The organism is Streptomyces sp. NPDC001530, from assembly GCF_042894545.1.
Taxonomy (GTDB): Bacteria; Actinomycetota; Actinomycetes; order Streptomycetales; family Streptomycetaceae; genus Streptomyces.
In genome coordinates, this window is sequence record NZ_JBIAVS010000008.1 from 341,006 (window position 1) to 353,967 (window position 12,962).

The following is a 12,962-nucleotide window of genomic DNA, read 5'->3' on the forward strand; positions in this document are numbered from 1 at the left end:
CCGAAACCCTCACACCCAACGGTGGCGACACCCACCGAACAGCAGCACCGGCGGAGCCTGTAGCCCTTGACCAGTCCTGCTGAGCAGGAGGTGTTGCCCTCGCTGTGTGTGGCGACGAGGGCAACACTCCTTCCTACGGCTTGTTTCCGCTACGCGGCCTCGGCACCGCCTGTAACGCTCGCGGCCCCCGCCTGCGTGACGGGCAACCGCACGGCCCACGCCAGGACCTCGACAAGGTGCTCGGCGAGCAGTCCGAGGTGAGGATCCGGTTGAACAAGGGCGGTCGCCTGGCCGCGGGAGGTGCGTTCCGTTGCCCAGGTGTGGTCGAGGCTGGTGAAGTCGTCGTCGATCCAGATGGCGGGTGCGTCGCCGAGCCAGGTGTCGACGTGATCGCGTTTCCAGAGATAGCCGTTGGGGTGGCTGGTCGTGATCTGCGGGCGCGGCAGGTCGACGTACGGCAGGGGCGGGAGGCCGAGGAGCGGGCCGATCAGGGTGGTGGCGTCTTGGCGCCAGCTGGTGCACCAGACCGGCGTGACCAGGCCGGTCCGGATCACCTGCATGAGCAAGGTGCCGTGATTGGGGTTGAGCCAGATGGTCACGGGGGCGTCGGGGTCTCGGCCAGTGGGCACGACGTCGTGCCGTGTGTGGGTCGCCGGGCTGGCTCCCTTCGCGTCCGGGAAGGGTATGAGGACGCCGTCGACGTCGAGGAGCAGGTAGGGCGGGCGCATCGGTTTCTCCCAAGGGAGCTGGGGTGGGGTCAGAGCTTGCGTGCGGTGATGAGGAGGGTGGTGGGGCAGCGGCCATGACGTGCGTCGTGGAACTCCTGCGTGGAGGTGAGCCAGAGGCCCGCGCGGTCGAGGTGTTTCTCCCAGCGGTCGGTGTCGAAGTCCCAGCGGGCGATGGGTAGTCGGGTGCGGTCGGGGAGGGTGACGTAGTCGCGGCGGGGCCGGTCGTCGGTGGTGGGGCGTAGGCCGCCGCGCTGGGGGTGAGGGACTGAGAAGGCGAGGGTGCACCCGGGCTTGAGGTGGTGGGCGATGGCCGGGAGCAGGAGCTCGGGGGCTACCAGGCCGATGGCGCCGAAGACGGAGTAGATGGCGTCGAAGTGTTCGTCGGAGGCTTGCAGGTAGTGCAGGGCCTGGCCGGCGACGAAACACAGGTTGCTCAGTCGGCCGTAGTGCGAGCGGGCTCGGCGGACCTGCAGGCCGACGAGGTCGACGCCGGTGACCTGGGCGCCGATTGGGGTCTCCCCTGCTCGAGCGGAGCCGAGAGCTTGGGGAAGGGTGGCGAGGTGGGCGGCGTTGTGGCCGGGGCCGCAGCCGAGTTCCAGCACGCGCTTGCGGCGCAGGTCCGGGCCGAGGATCTCGGTGCCGGGTCCGCTACCGGGCCGCGTCGTCCACTCCATCCGTGCACGCACGGACAGCGGCTCGGCGGGAGCAGCCGTGGTGCGTTGGAGAGCGTGGACGTACCACGGGGAAGCCTGGGCGAGCACCTAGACCTCCAGGAGGCGGATTACGTCAGTGAGGTGGCGGCGGACGGCCTTGATGTAGGCGGGGTCGGTGGCCGGGTCGTTGATCCAGCGGATGGACTGTTCCATGAACCACTCGACGGCCCACATGCGGTGCCAGCCCAGCGCCCACTTCTCGGCGGGCAGTCCGCCGCGTTCGGTGAGGGCGTCGGGGGTGCCGCCTTCGGTGACGTAGGTGTCCAGGAAGACCCGCAGACGCACGGGGTCGGGGGTGCCAAGGGTGCCGTGCCAGCTGGCGAGGTCGAGCAGGCAGGGGCCGGTGAAGGCGCGGGCGAAGTCCAGCAGCCTCCAGCCGTGCCGGCCGATGTGGAGGCTGGTGGGGTGGAACTCGGAGTGCACCCAGCCGAACGGCGCCACCGTCGCACCGGCCGAGCGTGCTTCAGCTGCCTGGGCGATCCGGTCGAGGGCGTCCTCGACGTCGTCCGCGTCCGGCCACCGCTCGGCCTTGCGGAGCCGAGCGAGGTGCTCCAGAGCCCGGCTCGGCAGAGTACGCAGCCGCTCCTGGTCGAGGACGGGCAGTGCGGCGGCCGTGCGGGTGCGGTGCAGGACGACGGCAGCGGCAGCGCCGTCGAGGTCGTCGGCCTCGCGAACGGCAGGGCCGAGGTCCTCCAGCAGCATCCCGAGCCAGCCGTCCACAACTGCGGAGGCCTGAACGGCAGGCACCGGGACACCGAGGGTGTGGGCCAGCCGGAGTGCCTGATCCTCGCTGTCGAACGGCCTCTTGGCGTACTTGAAGATGGCGGTGGTGCCGTCGGTGAATGTCAGGCGCTCGACGCCGGACATGGACCACGCGCGCACCTCCTCACGTACCACGGTGGACCGGCCGGCGATGGTCAGGAGGTTGTCCAGGAGGTCGGCGTTGAGGGTCGTGTCCATAAGGGGCTCCAGTGCGATTGAAGGCATCCGGGGCGGGCGAGAGTGCCGGCCCGCCCCGGAGCCGGGGCGGTGGTGCTACGCGGCCGGGGTCACGCGGTGGGCGTAGACCTGCTCGATCCATCCGGCCTTGAAAGCGGCGAGGTCGTCGCGAAAGGCGGCCATCGAGGCACCGTAGGGCGCCACGACACCGCCGGACTGGTCCGGCACGGACTGGCAGCCGTGCACGAGCCGTCCGCCGAGAGCGGCGTGGGCCTTGATGGACTCGATGCGGCGGTGCTCGTTGAACCAGCCGCCGTGGTAGACCTCGTCGAGCAGGCCGCCCATCTCGTCGTCCAGGTCGAAGACGACGGAGGTGGCGGCGGGGAAGAACCAGCACGGGCCGACGTTGGAGACGTGCCCGTCCAGCTCGACCTTGTTGAGCGCCATCAGCGTGGCTGCCTCGCGTAGCATCCGCAGGTGGTCGGCGGTGATCTGCGGCAGGCCGAGGCCGGCGAGGTGCTCGTCGCGGAAGAGGTATGCGTACACCTTGTAGGCGGTGGTGAGCACCCGGGTGGCGTCCGAGGTGGACTTGGCGTGGGTCGTGATGAACTCCAGCGCGAGCTGCTCGACCGCGCTCTCGGTGGTCTCCTCCAGGTCCAGGAGCTGGGACTTGACCAGCTCCCAGTCGGCGACGAGCCACGTGCTGGACTCGAAGCGGAAGAAGTAGTCGGCCGGGTCGATGGTGATGCGTCGGCCGTCGACCTGGATGCCGGGCAGGCGGCTCCAGCGCTCGTCGAACGCCTCGGGCAGTACGACCGTGATGGCCGTGGTGTCGATGGTGGTCACCGTGCTCTCCGTCCCTGATCGGCCGGGTTCGGGCACGGGAATGCCCGAACCCGGTGTAGGCGTAGGGAACTTCGGGGGCCGCCCGGCCGAAGGGGGAGCCTGGTCACGGTGTCGGACCGGGGCCGGGCGGCTGATGATTAGTGAACCCTCTGTCACGCACAGTGGGTACGGTGAGAGGCAGTTGAAGCGGTATACGCGGTTTACAGTCCCGGACGGGAGGCGCGCGTGGCAGCACAGAGAGAACCCAACTCCCGCCTGCGCGACACCATCGACGCGATCGGCTGCACGTACGAGGCCCTGGCAAGGGACATCCGGCGCATCGCCGCCGAGAACGGCGAGATCCTCCAGACCAACAAGTCGGCCATCTCCCACTGGGTGAACGGCACCCGCCGACCCACCGGCCGGGCCGGCCAGTACCTTGCCGAAGCCCTGTCCCGCCGGGCAGGCCGCACCATCACCCAGACCGAGCTCGGCCTCCGCATGCCAGACGCCGACCGGCCGGATGAGCGGGATCCCGTCCTGGCCGCCAGCGACCTGGGCCGCGCCGACGTCGAACGCCGCCGCTTCCTCGCGGTGGCCGCCTTCACCACCGCCGGCGTCGCCATGCCGCTCGCCCACGACCACGAGGCCACCGCCCGCATGCTCCGCGCCCGCACCGGCACCTCCGTGGTCGGGACGGAGGACATGGACGTCGTACGCCAGATCACTGCGGCCTTCAGCGCCGCCGACGAACGCCTCGGCGGCGGCCACGGCCTGACCACCGTCACCGCCTACCTCGCCGACACCGCCGCCCCCATGCTCCGCGGACGCTTCCCAAGCGAAGCCTTACGCCGAGCAGCATTCGGCGCCGTGGCCGAACTCGCCTACCTGGCAGGCTGGAAGCACCACGACCTCGGCCAGGAAGGCGCCGCCCAGCGCTACTACCAGGTCGGCTACCAGCTCGCCTGGGAAGCCGACTCCCACGGCCACGCCGCCTGGATGATGCGAGCCCTCGCCCACCAGGCGCTCAGCCTCAAGCAGCCCCACCACTGCGTCGATCTCGTCGAAGGCGCGCTCACCCGCGGCCTCGGCCACGTCGACGGCCAGACCGAAGCCCTCCTCCACATCACCCACGCCCGTGCCTTCGCCGCCGTCGGTGAGAAGCCCGCAGCGGCCCGGGCCCTGCTCGCCGCCGAAGACGCCCTACTGCGCGACGACGGTCCTCAGCCCAGCTACTCCCGCGTCAGCGGCCCCGCCGCCGGCACCGTCGCCAGCCACACCGCCCGCACGCTCACCGACCTCGCCGACCACATCGGCACCGAACAGCAGCACCGCGACGCCCTGACCCGCTGGGACCCCGAGAAGTACAAGCGAGTCCACGCCCTCCTACGCCGACCTTGGTGACAGCCTCGCCGCCCAGGCGCGCGCAGACGAAGCCGTCGCAGCCTGGTCCCAGGCCCTGACCCTGATGGAGGGCATGACCTCCGACCGCACCCGCAAAGCGATCACATCGCTCCGCTCCACCCTCTCCGTCTACCAGCGCCGCAAAGTGCCCGGAGCTGCCGAACTCGCCCGCCGTGCGCGCGAAGCGCTGGCCTAAGCTGCCCACCAACCGGCCGACGAAAGGGACGCAACCGTGGCTCAGCGGACAACCGACGACCAGCCCAAAGCCCTCAAGCCCGCCCTCGGATCCATGACCTTGCTGGTCGCCGCCGTCATCGTCCACGACAAGGCCACCAACCGCATCGTCCTCCTCCAGCGCAGCCAGAACGCCAAGTTCGCCCAGGGCATGTGGGACCTCCCGGTCGGCAAGAGCGAACCCGGCGAACCCATCACCGAAACCGCCGTACGCGAGCTGTACGAGGAAACGGGCCTGACCGTGAAGCCCGAGGCCCTGAAGGTCGCCCACATCATCCACGGCGCCTGGGGCGTCGAAGCCCCCAACGGCTTCCTCACCGTCGTCTTTGCCACCCACGAATGGACCGGCGAACCCGAGAACCGCGAGCCGCGCAAGCATGCCCAGGTCCGATGGGTCGACGCCGACGCCATCCCTGAGGGCTTCGTTGACACCACCGCCAGCGCGCTGCACCGCTACCTCACCGACGGGCAGCAAGTCTCACTCGACGGATGGCAATAGCGTCTGCACCCCTTCGTTGTCAGTGGCTGCGGATACGGTCCTGAGCGGCGTTCGATCTGCTTGGGAGGGGCTGCATGGCGACAGAAAGGATAGGACGCGTCCGCGTGATCAGACGGGCAGCGTGTCGACTCCAAGGACGCGATCGACCAGGCGGCGTACAGCGCGGCGGGGGCGTGCCTTTCCTCCTCCGCGCCGGGCCGGGGCAACCCGATGCGCCGCCTCACCCGCTCGGCGTCGTCGGGCCCGATCAGACCCAGCAGGAACTCGATCGCGCGCCTCGACGTGCTGATGTCATGCATGGGTCGCATGATCCTCGGCAGCCAAGCGGTGCGCACCGGGAAATCAGTACGTCGCACGGCTTCCAGCAGGCACAATGCCCGCATGGCCCGCACCCCGCAGCAGGACGCCGACAGCCTGCTGAACGTCCTCGATCCGCTTCCGTACCCGCAGCGCATGCGCGAACTCGCCCTGCGGGTGGGGGAGATGGCCCCACTGCGGCCGGTGCTGGAGGAGCTGGAGGCCCGCGGACCGTACGAGCGGGGGATCGCCGTCGTCGCGGCGTCGGTCGGCCGGGACGCCGAGTGGATCGCGGACCACATCGCCGATCCGGACACCTTCGTGCGCGGACACGCCCTGCGCGTCGCCGCGAGCCTCCAAGTCCCCGACTCCGCCTACGAGTCGGCGCTCGACGACGCCCCGGAGACGGTCCGTAGAGAGCTGGTGCGTGCGATCGTCGTGGGACGGCGCACGGCGGTCGCCGACCGGCTGGTGGACGGGCTGCGGCGGGACTGGGGCGACGCGGAAGCGGCGCGGCTGCTGCCCGGGTGCACGGCGGAGACGGTCGGCAGGCTGCTTCCCGAGCTCTTCCACGCCGTCACCGGATGGAAGGCCCTTGCCAAGCGGCACCCCTGCACCCTTCTCGACGTCGCCGAACGGGAGTTGACGGAGCTGCCCGAGGCCCTGCGCGCCACCTGGTGGGCCCGGTACGCGCCCGGCGTGGCCGCCACGGTCGGAGCGGAGCCCCTGCGTGTGCTCGACCTGATCGAACGCTTCGGACCCGTCACCCTTCCGTACCAACTGCGTGATCGCTTCGGAGAGTTCGCGGCGGCCGACGCGAGCCGGCTGCTCAGGCTGCTGCTCACGCCCGCCGGATTCGCCGCGCGCCGCAGACGGGCCCTCGGCCCGGCAGTGCTGCGCAGGCTGGCCCGCTCAGGCGCGCCCGAACTCACCGTGTTCGGCAGGGCCTTGGCCGAGTGGGGCGATCTCGCGCCGCTCGTGAAGGCACTACCGCCTGCGCGACGCCCTGCCTTCTACCGGGCCGCACAGGAAGACCGCGGAGCCGGACACGTCACCATCGACGCGGTCATCCTCGAAGTGCTGCCGCGCAGTTGTGTCGCCGAGGAGGCCCGGCGGATGGCCGCCGTCGCGCGCGAACGCGGCGCCCTGTGGAACTCCCTGCTGCTCGCCGAGTCCTTCCTGCCCGTGGCCGAAGTGCGCGAGCGGCTCGTCGAGGCCACCCGCCGCCCGGCCGCCGAAGACCGCGCCGAGGCCTGGCCGTTGCTCATCCGCAACGCCGCCCGCTCCGGCGACTGTGCGGCCGTCACCTCCGCACTGGAGGAGATGGGGCGGTTGCGCAACGAACAGGACCCGGTGCGTTCGACCGCGCTGTACACCCTGTCCGGGGTCCGGCCCGCGCTGTTCACCGAGGAGGCCGAGCCGCACCTCGACCGGATCGCCGTCGACGCGGTCGAGGCCCCCGACTCCTCGCCCGGCACCAGAGAGCACCTCAGCCGGCTCGCCCTCTCCGTCCTGCGCGAGCACGCGGCGGGCGGGCGACGGGAGTTGGTGAACTGGGCGCTGCGCACCCTGGTCCGGATCTCCGGCAACACCGGAGGCGCCGACCTCGGCCGGCTCGACGCGAGGCTGCGCCGCGGCCAGGAGCACCAGGTGTACGAGGCCCTGCGCCCCTGGATCGAGGCGGGCGCCGAGAAGGCCGACTACAGCCTCGCCTTCGCGCTCGCCCGAGCGGTGGGGCGCCGCGCGGCCGGCATGCCCGAGCTGCAGGAACTCCTGTGGCAGGCCATCCGATACGGCAATGACGCGACCGTGCGCTCCGCGGTCGAGCTCTGGCTTGAGCCACCCGCGACGCGGGACGAGCGGGCGGCACGCGTCCTCGCCTTCGAACCGTCCGCGGCGGCGCTGTGGCCCGTCCTCCAGACCGTTACCCGGCGCCGCACCGATCTGCTCGACCCGCTGCTCGCCGAGGCCCCGCCGTACGGGCGCTTTCTGACCAAGGGCACGCCCTGGACCGTACCGGTCGACCGTGACGTACGACGCTGGGTGCCACGCCAACGGCGCGCGGTGGCCCGGCAGTTGGCGGCGCAGACCGAGGACGCCGGCCTGCCGCTGTACGAGCGGGCGGCGGCCCTCGCGCAGAGTGCGCTCGTCCCGGGCATCGGTGCCGATCTGGTACGTCGCTGGACGGACTCCCCGGAGGTGGTGCTCGCCGAGGCGGCCCTCGCCGCGCTCGCCCGCACCGACCTGCCCGCCGACGCGCTGCCCGAGCTGCTGGCCCACGCGGGCGGCGAGCGGGCGCGGGTCGCCGTGTACGCGGCCACGGGGGCGTCCCGGTACGCGGCGCCGTCACGCCTCGCCGAGCAGCTGCGCGCGGTGCTGTTCGCGTCCCGCGCCAAGGTGACCAGCCGCAAGGAGGCCGCCCGACTCGCCGCCGTACGGCTGCCGATGCCGCGGGCGGCGGCGCTGCTGACCGAGGCGTACGCGGCGCCGGGCGCTCATCTCGACGTCCGCGCCGCCTGCGTGGCCTTCGCGGGCGGCCTGCTCGCCGAGGAACCCGTCTGGGATCTGCTGCGCGACGCCGCGTGCGCCGAACCGGTGCTGCGCACCGCGGTCCTGCGGGTGCGCCCGCTGGACCTGCCGGAGCCCCACCGCGAGCGGTACGCCCACCTGGTACGCGACGTCGCCTCCACCGACGACCCGGAGACCGCCACCCTCGCCTTCGAGGCCCTGGCCCGCTGGGCGCCCTGGTCCCCGCAGGCCGCGACGGTCCTCGCCGACGCCACCACGGATCTGACGGAACGTACGAGCTGGCGCGCCGCGGCGGGCGGTCTGGTGACCGTGGCGGCGGGCTCGCCGCAGGGCGGCCCGGGCCTTGAGCAGGCGCTGCGGACGCTGGCCGAGGCGGAGACCACCGCCACGGCGGACGATGACGGTTGCCCCGACGCCGACGAGCGGCGCGATCGGCCCGCCCGTCAGCGCGTCGACTACCTGGTCGCGCGCCTCGCCCAGCAGGCCAGGACCGCCCCGGGCCCCATCCGTCCCGCGGCCCTCGCCGCCGGTGAACTGCTTGCCGGGTACGACGCCTTCGCACCGCAGGCCGCCGCGATCACGGCATTCCACCTGGACCTGGACGAGGAGCCGATGCGGCTGGAGCGGTTGGCCGCCCTGACCGAGGGCCGCCCGGCGCTGGCCGCCCGGACGGCCGGGGAGCTCGGGGAGCGGCTGCGGCGGCAGGCGCACGAGGGGGATCCCGAGGCGCTACTCGACGCGGTACGGCGGCTGAGCGCGCACGGCGGGCACGGCGAGGGGCTGCTCGCGGCGGCCGTCACCGCGGCGATCGGCAGCCGTACGGGCTGGGCCGCGCCCTGGCGGGAGCAGTTGAGAGCACTGCGCCGCCACCCGGTGGCCGACGTGCGGGACGCGGCGCTGGACCAGATGACGGCGTACGAGTGAGGTGACCCGGACAGGGCCCGTGACGGGCCCCGGAGGTGACGGGTCCGGAAGTGAGGTGACCGGGAGCGGCGGGCGTCAGCCAGCGGCTCGTGCCGCCATGCGCGCCTTGCGGGCGGCGAGCTTCTCGTCGAACTTGGAGGCCTCCGCGTCCAGGCCGCCCATGAAGAGGCCGAGCTCCTCCTGGGCCTGCAGGCCCTCGGGGCCGAGGCCGTCCATCTCCAGCACCTTGAGGTGACGCAGAACCGGCTGGAGCACGTCGTCGTGGTGGATGCGCATGTTGTAGACCTCGCCGATGGCCATCTGCGCGGCGGCGCGCTCGAAGCCGGGCATGCCGTGACCGGGCATCCGGAAGTTGACGACGACGTCGCGCACGGCCTGCATGGTCAGGTCGGGGGCCAGCTCGAACGCGGCCTTCAGCAGGTTGCGGTAGAAGACCATGTGCAGGTTCTCGTCGGTCGCGATGCGCGCCAGCATGCGGTCGCAGACCGGGTCGCCCGACTGGTGACCGGTGTTGCGGTGCGAGATACGGGTCGCCAGCTCCTGGAAGGCGACGTACGCGACGGAGTGCAGCATCGAGTGGCGGTTGTCCGACTCGAAGCCCTCGCTCATGTGCGCCATGCGGAACGCCTCGAGCTTGTCGGGGTCGACGGCGCGGGAGGCGAGCAGGTAGTCGCGCATCACGATGCCGTGCCGGCCCTCCTCGGCGGTCCAGCGGTGCACCCAGGTGCCCCAGGCGCCGTCACGGCCGAAGAGCGTGGCGATCTCGTGGTGGTAGCTGGGGAGGTTGTCCTCGGTGAGGAGGTTGACGACCAGCGCGATCCGGCCGATCTCGGTGACCTTGGACTGCTCCTTGTCCCAGGCCTCGCCGTCCTCGAACAAGCCGGGGAAGTTACGGGCGTCGCTGAACGGCACGTACTCGTGCGGCATCCAGTCCTTGGCCACCTTCAGATGGCGGTTGAGTTCCGTCTCGACGACTTCTTCCAGCGCGTACAGCAGTCGAGCGTCGGTCCAGGCGGCGGACGGGCTGCCGAGGTGGGGAGAAGTGATCGTCACTGGTGCTCCAGGGAGGGACGGGGACGTGTACAGACGAGCGGGGACGCAACCTACGGCATCGTAGGCTACGTTTCCGTAGGTTACGAAACCGTAGGTTAAGTTCGCTGTAAAGACCCGCTGATCAGCGGGGGTCCCGAACGGAGATCGCGGGCCCCCGGGGCGCACGCCCGGGAGCGCCGGGGATCCCCAGGTCCCAGGGCCGAACGTCCGCCGCGATCACCCGATCAGACGTACAACTCCCGGAGCCGGACCGAGAGGCATGTCACACAGCCTTCGAGTTTCTCGAACTCGCTGATGTCCACGAGGACCGGTTCGTGGCCCAAGTCCGCGAGCAGCTCCGCCGTCTTCGGAGCGCTCGCGGCCATCAGGAGCTTTCCGCCGCCAAGGAGCACGACGTGTGCCCCGGACTCCTCCGGCACCGGCAGGAAGCGCGGGAACAGCGACGGCGTGTCCACCAGCGGTTCGTGCCCGATGACCGTGCCGTCGGGCAGCGCGGTGACCGCCGACTTCAGATGCAGCACCTTGCTCACGGGCACGGCGACGACCCGCGCCCCGAGGGGTTCGAAGGCGGCGCGCAGCTGCTGGACCCCGGCCGCGTTGGTGCGCCCGCCGCGGCCCACGTACACCGTGTCGCCGACCTTGAGGATGTCACCGCCGTCGAGGGTGCCCGGCTCCCAGATCCAGTTCACCGAGCAGCCCAGACGGGCCACGGCTTCCTCGACCCCGGCGGTCTCGCCGCGCCGGGACTCGGCGCCGGGGCGGGAAATCAGGGCGACATTGCGGAAGACGACCACCGTGTCCTCGACGAACACCGAGTCCGGGCAGTCGTCGGCCGGCTCCACCTCGACGGTCTCCCAGCCGTGCGTGCGCAGTGCCTCCGCGTACGCCTCCCACTGCTCGACCGCCACGTCGACGTCCACCTTCGCCCGCTCGATGTGCGTCACGAGCCCCTCGGCGAGACGGGGACTGGGCCGGCGGATGAGGGCTTTCTGGCTGGGCACGGGTGGATCTCCGAATCGGCAGGGGGTGTCGGCGCACATCATGCAGCGCGGCTCGCGCGCACAAAAGCCCCCTGCCTGACGTCGGGCAACACCTGTACCCGACGGTAGGTGGCCGCCGTGCGCGGCACTAGGCGGGATACCCGACAGTTTCCGGAGCGATTTCTTTCAGTTCTCCTCCTTCCAGGATCAGCCAGCGCGTGATGCCGATGGACTCCAGGAACGGCAGGTCGTGGCTGGCGACGATCAGGGCGCCCTCGTACGACTCCAGGGCCGTCGTGAGCTGGCGGACGCTCGCCATGTCCAGGTTGTTCGTCGGTTCGTCGAGCATGAGGAGCTGCGGCGCGGGCTCGGCCAGCATCAGCGCCGCGAGCGCCGCCCGGAAGCGCTCGCCGCCGGAGAGCGTCGCCGCGCGCTGGTCGGCCTTCGCCCCCTTGAACAAGAAGCGGGCCAGGCGCGCCCGGATCCGGTTCTTCGTGGCGGTCGGCGCGTACCGGGCCACGTTCTCGGCGACGGTCAGCTCCTCGTCCAGGACGTCGAGCCGCTGCGGCAGGAAGCGCAGCGGCACATGGGCCCGCGCCTCGCCGGACACCGCGTCCAACTCCCCGCTGATCGTGCGCAGCAGCGTCGTCTTGCCCGCGCCGTTGCGCCCGATCAACGCGATCCGTTCCGGCCCGCGCAGATCGAACACGCCGTACACGCGCGCGCCGTACCGCAACTCCAGGTTCTCGAGCGTGAGTACGGTGCGGCCCGGCGGCACGGCCGTGTACGGCAGGTCGACGCGGATCTCGTCGTCGTCCCGTACGGCCTCCACCGCGTCGTCGAGTCGCTCCTTCGCCTCGGCGAGCTTCTCCTCGTGCATGATGCGGTGCTTGCCCGCGGACTCCTGGGCCGCCCGCTTGCGCGCACCCATGACGATCTTCGGCTCGCGCTTCTGCTCGAACATCTTCTGGCCGTAGCGCTTGCGGCGAGCCAACTTGACCTGGGCGTCGACCAGTTCGCGCTTCTGCTTCTTCAGGTCGGCCTCGGCGACGCGCACCATGCGCTCCGCCGCCTCCTGTTCGCCGGCGAGCACCTCCTGGTAGGCGGAGAAGTTGCCGCCGTACCAGGTGACCTCTCCGGAGCGCAGATCGGCGATCTGGTCGACCAGGTCGAGGAGTTCGCGGTCGTGGCTGACCACGACCATGACTCCGGACCAGGCCTCGACGGCCGCGTACAGCCGTCGCCGCGCGTACAGGTCGAGGTTGTTGGTGGGTTCGTCCAGCAGCAGTACGTCGGGTCGGCGCAGCAGCAGCGCGGCCAGCCGCAGCAACACCGACTCGCCGCCCGACACCTCGCCGATGGTGCGGTCCAACTCGATGTGTCCGAGCCCGAGTTCGCCGAGCGTCGCGCGGGCCCGCTCCTCGACGTCCCACTCGTCGCCGACGACGTCGAAGTGCTCCTCGGCCACGTCACCCGCCTCGATGGCGTGCAGCGCGGCGCGGGTGGCGGCGATGCCGAGCGCCTCGTCGACCCGCAGACCGGTGTCGAGCGTGACGTTCTGCGGCAGATAACCGACCTCGCCGGCGACCCGGACCGTGCCGTCGGCCGGGGTGAGCTCTTGGGCGATCAGCTTCAACAGAGTTGATTTTCCTGATCCGTTGACGCCGACGAGCCCGGTCCTGCCGGGGCCGAAGGCGACCTGGAGGTCATCGAAGACGGCGGTGCCGTCGGGCCAGGCGAAGGAGAGGGAGGTACAGGTGATGGAGGTGGGGAAGGTAGACATGAGGGCCTCGCGGTTGCTGGATGCGGTCAGGGGTACGCGTTCGGGACACCGCGA

At 71.3% G+C, this 12,962-nt stretch carries 9 protein-coding genes and 1 pseudogene; 3 read left to right on the top strand and 7 right to left on the bottom strand.

The features are described 5' to 3' along the window. Positions 1 to 149 precede the first annotated feature (149 nt). From ACFY0T_RS18770 to ACFY0T_RS18785, 4 genes are all read right to left on the bottom strand, one after another. Positions 150 to 728: an HAD domain-containing protein gene (locus ACFY0T_RS18770; RefSeq protein WP_388871251.1), complete on the bottom strand. Its 579-nt coding sequence runs from the start codon at positions 726 to 728 to the stop codon at positions 150 to 152. Between the two features lie 29 nt (positions 729 to 757). Beyond that, the gene (locus ACFY0T_RS18775; protein ID WP_388871254.1) at positions 758 to 1,489 is read right to left on the bottom strand and encodes a class I SAM-dependent methyltransferase; all 732 of its coding nucleotides are present in this window, start codon (positions 1,487 to 1,489) and stop codon (positions 758 to 760) included. Then, a complete protein-coding gene (locus ACFY0T_RS18780; protein ID WP_388871257.1) occupies positions 1,490 to 2,401 on the bottom strand; it encodes an aminoglycoside phosphotransferase family protein in 912 nt (303 codons plus the stop codon). A 75-nt stretch (positions 2,402 to 2,476) separates the two neighbouring features. Next, positions 2,477 to 3,226 (bottom strand): hypothetical protein, encoded by a 750-nt coding sequence (locus ACFY0T_RS18785; protein ID WP_388871259.1) that lies wholly within the window; start codon positions 3,224 to 3,226, stop codon positions 2,477 to 2,479. A gap of 225 nt (positions 3,227 to 3,451) precedes the next feature. Here ACFY0T_RS18785 and ACFY0T_RS18790 point away from each other — a divergent pair. The 3 genes and pseudogenes from ACFY0T_RS18790 (at position 3,452) to ACFY0T_RS18800 (ending at position 9,092) form a co-directional block, all read left to right on the top strand. Beyond that, a pseudogene (locus ACFY0T_RS18790) lies at positions 3,452 to 4,805 on the top strand (tetratricopeptide repeat protein). Between the two features lie 36 nt (positions 4,806 to 4,841). After that, on the top strand, positions 4,842 to 5,342 hold the full coding sequence (locus tag ACFY0T_RS18795; protein WP_388871262.1) for an NUDIX domain-containing protein: 501 nt from the start codon (positions 4,842 to 4,844) through the stop codon (positions 5,340 to 5,342). A 381-nt stretch (positions 5,343 to 5,723) separates the two neighbouring features. Continuing rightward, positions 5,724 to 9,092, top strand: a complete 3,369-nt coding sequence (locus ACFY0T_RS18800) for a hypothetical protein (protein WP_388871265.1) — start codon at positions 5,724 to 5,726, stop codon at positions 9,090 to 9,092. 75 nt (positions 9,093 to 9,167) lie between these two features. On the opposite strand, the gene ACFY0T_RS18805 is transcribed toward ACFY0T_RS18800, so the two are convergent. The 3 genes from ACFY0T_RS18805 to ACFY0T_RS18815 form a co-directional block, all read right to left on the bottom strand. Beyond that, complete coding sequence (locus tag ACFY0T_RS18805; RefSeq protein ID WP_388871268.1) at positions 9,168 to 10,145, bottom strand: acyl-ACP desaturase; 978 nt, start codon at positions 10,143 to 10,145, stop codon at positions 9,168 to 9,170. Positions 10,146 to 10,369: 224 nt separating this feature from the next. Continuing rightward, positions 10,370 to 11,146 carry a dimethylargininase gene (ddaH, locus tag ACFY0T_RS18810; RefSeq protein WP_388871271.1) on the bottom strand — a complete coding sequence of 259 codons (777 nt, stop codon included), beginning with the start codon at positions 11,144 to 11,146 and terminating at the stop codon, positions 10,370 to 10,372. 127 nt (positions 11,147 to 11,273) lie between these two features. Continuing rightward, complete coding sequence (locus ACFY0T_RS18815) at positions 11,274 to 12,908, bottom strand: ABC-F family ATP-binding cassette domain-containing protein (protein WP_388871274.1); 1,635 nt, start codon at positions 12,906 to 12,908, stop codon at positions 11,274 to 11,276. Between the last annotated feature and the right edge of the window lie 54 nt (positions 12,909 to 12,962).